This window comes from Staphylococcus sp. HMSC34C02, assembly GCF_001838705.1.
Classification (GTDB): Bacteria; Bacillota; Bacilli; order Staphylococcales; family Staphylococcaceae; genus Staphylococcus; species Staphylococcus borealis.
The window spans coordinates 29,965-35,177 of sequence record NZ_KV838585.1 but is presented as its reverse complement, the minus strand read 5'-3'; the positions used below and the strand labels follow the sequence as shown (position 1 = coordinate 35,177).

Here is a 5,213-nt window from a genome sequence, read left to right as displayed (position 1 = left end):
ATCCTAATGCGCCAGATGAATATAAATATGAAACAGATTATCGTAAAATACCAAGACAATATTTAGACGCTAATATTCCTCAAGGACGTGGCATGGTGAAGTGGGCGCCTTTTATTATATGTACTAATCTCATAAAAAATCTAATTTAATAGGGTTCAAACATAATTTATATATGTATTATGTTTGAACCCTATATCTATTTATTTTTTACTAATATCATTTAAAATGTCTTGCAATTCTTCAATTTCTTTGTTATTTAATTCTTCATTTTTCGCAAAATTAAGCACTAAACTTTTCATATCCCCTCCATACAATTTATTAAGAAAGGTTTTAGCAGTTTTCATTTTAATATCATCTTCTTTAATAATTGATGAGTAAAAATAAATATTATTATATTTATATCGTTTTATAATCTCTTTTTTATATAGTCTTGTAATTAATGTTCTAATCGTCTTATCGCTAACTTCTTTATTTTTTTGAATCTCAACTACAATTTCATTAGCTGATACTGATTTTTTATTCCATATTATATTCATAACATCCCATTCAGCCATAGTTATTTCAACTTGCTTATTGGCCATTTAAAACACCCATTTCTTTTAATATTTTTTCATTTATTAATTTAGCATTTTCACCAGAGGCTTTTTCATCTGATAAATGTGTAGAAAAATAATACTTATCATGATTTGTAATTACGTAACCTACAAACCACCCATTATTGTACTTCCCGTTTACTATACCTGTACCTGTTTTCCCATACAATGCATAATTTTCATTTTTTCTAATCAATAACGAAGAAGATAATTGTTTCTTTTCATTTTTACTAAAATGGTTATTTTGTTCCATCATATTTTTCAAAACTATTACTTGTTCAAGATTAGATATTTTCAAACTATCTTCCAACCAGTAGGCTTTATAACTTCCCAAATTTTTATTACCATAATTTAATTGCTTGAGTTGATCATAAGTATAGTTCTTTGATATTTGATTACTAATACGTTCGAAGTACCAATTAACAGAGTTTTGTATTGCCGTATTTAAATCTTGATCCTTATTCCAAGAATCGAAAGGATAATGATTATGATTCCATAACATACGTGAATTTTTATCACTTATAATATGACGGTCAAGTCCAAACAGTGCTAAATAAATTTTGTATGTTGAATCAGGAGAATATCTTTTTCTACTTTCTTTTTCATTATAAATATAGTATTTGTCTTTCTTCATGCTGTACATAACGAAAGATCCACTATTTGAACCAAAATTTTTACTTTCATCTAAAATTTGGTAATCGCTTTGTAAGGGCTTTTTATAATTATAATCAGTTAAGGATTGCCCCATTAAAAACTGGCTTTGAATTATCATGATAAAAAAAGTAAAAATACAAACAAAAATTAGAATTAATTTTGACTGCTTTTTCAAATTGGCTTCTTTTATATTAATTAATCTTCTTTTGAGTAATGATTTTTTACCATTAAATGAATGGCTTAATATATTTTTGTTGAAAAATGGGGTTTTTAATACGGAATCCATAATAGCTTCCGCATAAGACTTAAATTCATTTTTGTTAATATTATTAAGGACAAATCTATCGGCTTCTACTTCATTGTCATGAATCATCTTTCTTTTTACAATTTGTATTAGTGGATTATAACTCATAGCAATAGAAAAAATATGAAAGATAATTAAATGCAAAGTATCTCTGTTTTTAGCATGAGCATACTCGTGCAATATTATATATTTTAGTTTTTTGTCATTTATACTTTTAAAATATAAACTGGGAATCAAAATAATATATTTTCCATACCAAAAAGTTATTGGAGAATGAATAGATTCTGCTTTTCGAATCACAATATTTCTTTTATATTGATGATTGAAAAGTATCTTGTTTATTTTATCTTTTTCTTTTTCATTTAGATAAAGTGACTGTTTCTTTAAATACTTAAGATATAATAAAGAATTTAAAAATTTAAAACTTAAAATAATAACTAAAACTATCCAAATAACTGTGCAGATATTATCTATTGAATCCCAATTAATCTTATGGATGTCTGTTGTAAACTCATGAACAGGTTTAGTGGTATTTATGTTAGGATTCAAATTGTGTGAATTACTTTCAACTGTGGGCTCTTGATTATTCAAATTATTAAATTTAAAAAAAGAGAATTTAATAGGGATGAAAGGAATTAATCCTGCAAGAAGAGTTAGATACCAAACTTTATAATTTAACATATAATTAAAATAGCGTTTTAATATGTACCTAAAAAATAATAACAATAGAAATATAAAACAAAAGCTTACTATGCTCATTATTAATAACTTAGCCATTTCAACACCTTCTTTCAAATAATTATAATAAACTATTGACGCGAATATTACAATTGTAATATTATTGATTTATAGAAATTACAACTGTAATATTGGAGGGTATATTTTGAAAAAGTTAATACTTTTAATTGCAATTGCTTTAGTTTTAAGTGCATGTAATTCAACCAGTTCACATGCTAAAGAGTTAAATAATTTAGAAAAGAAATATAATGCTAATATTGGTGTCTATGCATTAGATACTAAAAGTGGTAAGGAAGTAAAATTTAATGCCGATAAGAGATTTGCCTATGCTTCAACTTCAAAAGCGATAAATAGTGCTATTTTGTTAGAACAAGTACCTTATAATAAGTTAAATAAAAAAGTACATATTAACAAAGATGATATAGTTGCTTATTCTCCTATTTTAGAAAAATATGTAGGAAAAGATATCACTTTAAAAGAACTTATTGAGGCTTCAATGAAGTATAGTGATAATACAGCAAACAATAAAATTATAAACGAAATCGGTGGAATCAAAAAAATTAAAAAACGTTTAAAAAAATTGGGAGATAAAGTAACAAATCCAGTTAGATATGAAATAGAATTAAATTACTATTCACCAAAGAGCAAAAAAGATACTTCAACGCCTGCTGCTTTCGGCAAGACTTTAAATAAACTTATCGCAAATGGAAAATTAAGCAAAAAAAATAAAAATTTCTTACTTGATTTAATGTTAAATAATAAAAACGGAGACACTTTAATTAAAGATGGTGTTCCAAAAGACTATAAGGTTGCTGATAAAAGTGGTCAAGCAATAACATATGCTTCTAGAAATGATGTAGCTTTTATTTATCCTAAGAACCAATCTGAACCTATTATTTTAGTCATTTTTACGAATAAAGACAATAAAAGTGATAAACCTAATGATAAATTGATAAGTGAAACCGCCAAGAATGTAATAAACAAATTTTAATAGTCTAAATGTACTACAAAAACTGATATAATTCTATCTTTCATAAAACTTCATAATATCGAAGAGTCCGGGACATAAAGTTCTTGGATAAGTGAAAAAAAGACAATTTCTATTGAAATAATATAGAAATTGTCTTTTTTATAAATTTTTTGATTATTTTCAGCTCGTTGAGCTACTACTTTTCTTATATTAAGTGCCATTAATACAAAACCAAGTTCTCTTTTGACTTTATTGAGTCCTCGGACAGACATCCGAGTGAAACCCAAAATAGCCTTCATAAATCCAAAAACAGGTTCCACATCAATTTTTCTTTGACTGTAGATATTTTTTGTTTCTGGTTCTGAAAGCTTTTTGTTAATTTGGGATTTAAAATATTCCCAGTTATAATTCTTCATTATTTTTTTGTTTGTTTTTGAATTGAAGTTCATACATTGATTTTTCAGAGGACATTCTGAACAATCATCACATTCATATAATTTGAAGTCTCGCTTATAACCATACTTATCATGACGATAGGCATATCTTTTAAAACCTAGCCGTTTATTATTCGGACAAATGAATTCGTCATTAATTTCCTCATAGTTACAATTTTGAGTATTAAAGATGTCACTTTTATATTTTTTAGTTTTATCTTTTATAAACATTCCATATGTTATGAGTGGCGTTCGATTAAAGTCATCTATAATTGCCTTATAATTTGATTCACTACCATAACCTGCATCAGCTACAATATATTCAGGTAAATGACCGTAGGTCTCTTGAATTGAATTTAAAAATGGAATCATCGTTCTAGTATCCGTTGGATTTTGATACACATTATAAGATAAAACAAATTGGGAATTTGTCGCTATTTGTAAATTATACCCTGGCTTAAGTTGTCCATTTTTCATGTGATCTTTTTTCATTCTCATAAATGTCGCATCATGATCTGTCTTAGAATAACTATTTCTATCCTTTAAAATAGATTTTTGAAATTCGTATCGATACTTTCGCTCAAAATAATCATTGATTTGCTTTTTGTATTTTTTGATTTTAGTTCTTTTGAGACGTATTTGTTTTCTTGTTTTAGTACATTTTTCATTGTTGATATGTTGGTTTAAATCTTCGATTTCTTTATCTAAGTGACTACCAATCAAATCTATTTCTTCTTTTGTTAATTCATTATCATGATTTTCTTTAATTTCCGGTATGATTTTATTGGTTACCAATTCATGGTAGAGGGCTTTAGAATCCTCATTCATCTTTAATTCATGGTTTTGAATACTCTTTTTCCATACAAATGTATATCGATTGGCATTTGCTTCAATTTTTGTACCATCAATAAAAATAGCTTTATCATCTATAAGATTTTGTTTTACACACTGACTGTAAAATTGAATAAATAAAGATTCTAATAAAGCATCTACTTTTGGATTTACTCTAAATCGATTAATTGTTTTATAAGAAGGTTTTTGATTTTGTGATAGCCACATCATTCGGATGCTATCATTAAGCATTTTTTCTATTTTACGACCTGAGAATACAGATTGTGTGTAGGCATATAGAATCACTTTTAACATCATTTTAGGATGGTACGAAGTTGCACCACGGTGATGTCTGAATTCGTCGAATTCATTGTCAGGAATTGTTTCAACAATATCATTTATATGTCGTGAAATATCATTTGTGGGGATAAGAACTGAAGTTTCCATTGGTAGAGTAAGTTGAGTCATGTTATAATTTTTATACATAAGGCACCTCGTTAATTTAGTTTAGTGATGTTTATTAAATTATACGAAAGTGCTTTATTTTTTTAAAGTATTACAATGTAAAATTACATATAAATACAAAGTATTTTGGCGAGACTCTTGAGGGAACAGGACAAGCTGAAGACTACAGGCTGAAGCTGTCCCCTAAGAAAGCGAGCCAACAATACGGAGTATTGTAAATAAAG

3 protein-coding genes and 1 pseudogene are annotated in these 5,213 nt (G+C 26.8%); 1 reads left to right on the top strand and 3 read right to left on the bottom strand.

Annotation, left to right across the window (positions count from 1 at the left end; genetic code table 11):
- Positions 1–200: 200 nt before the first annotated feature.
- Entirely contained in the window at positions 201–581 is a 381-nt protein-coding gene (gene blaI, locus HMPREF3239_RS07315; RefSeq protein ID WP_001284659.1) for a penicillinase repressor BlaI, read from the bottom strand.
- Positions 571–2,328 (bottom strand): beta-lactam sensor/signal transducer BlaR1, encoded by a 1,758-nt coding sequence (blaR1, locus tag HMPREF3239_RS07310; protein WP_001096371.1) that lies wholly within the window; start codon positions 2,326–2,328, stop codon positions 571–573. The genes blaI and blaR1 overlap by 11 nt, the downstream gene beginning before the upstream one ends.
- 106 nt (positions 2,329–2,434) lie before the next feature.
- Here blaR1 and blaZ point away from each other — a divergent pair, with 106 nt between their 5' ends.
- Positions 2,435–3,280 (top strand): penicillin-hydrolyzing class A beta-lactamase BlaZ, encoded by an 846-nt coding sequence (blaZ, locus tag HMPREF3239_RS07305; RefSeq protein WP_000733621.1) that lies wholly within the window; start codon positions 2,435–2,437, stop codon positions 3,278–3,280.
- A 40-nt stretch (positions 3,281–3,320) separates the two neighbouring features.
- Here the strand turns inward: blaZ and HMPREF3239_RS07300 are convergent.
- A pseudogene (locus HMPREF3239_RS07300) lies at positions 3,321–5,010 on the bottom strand (IS1182 family transposase).
- Positions 5,011–5,213: the final 203 nt, after the last annotated feature.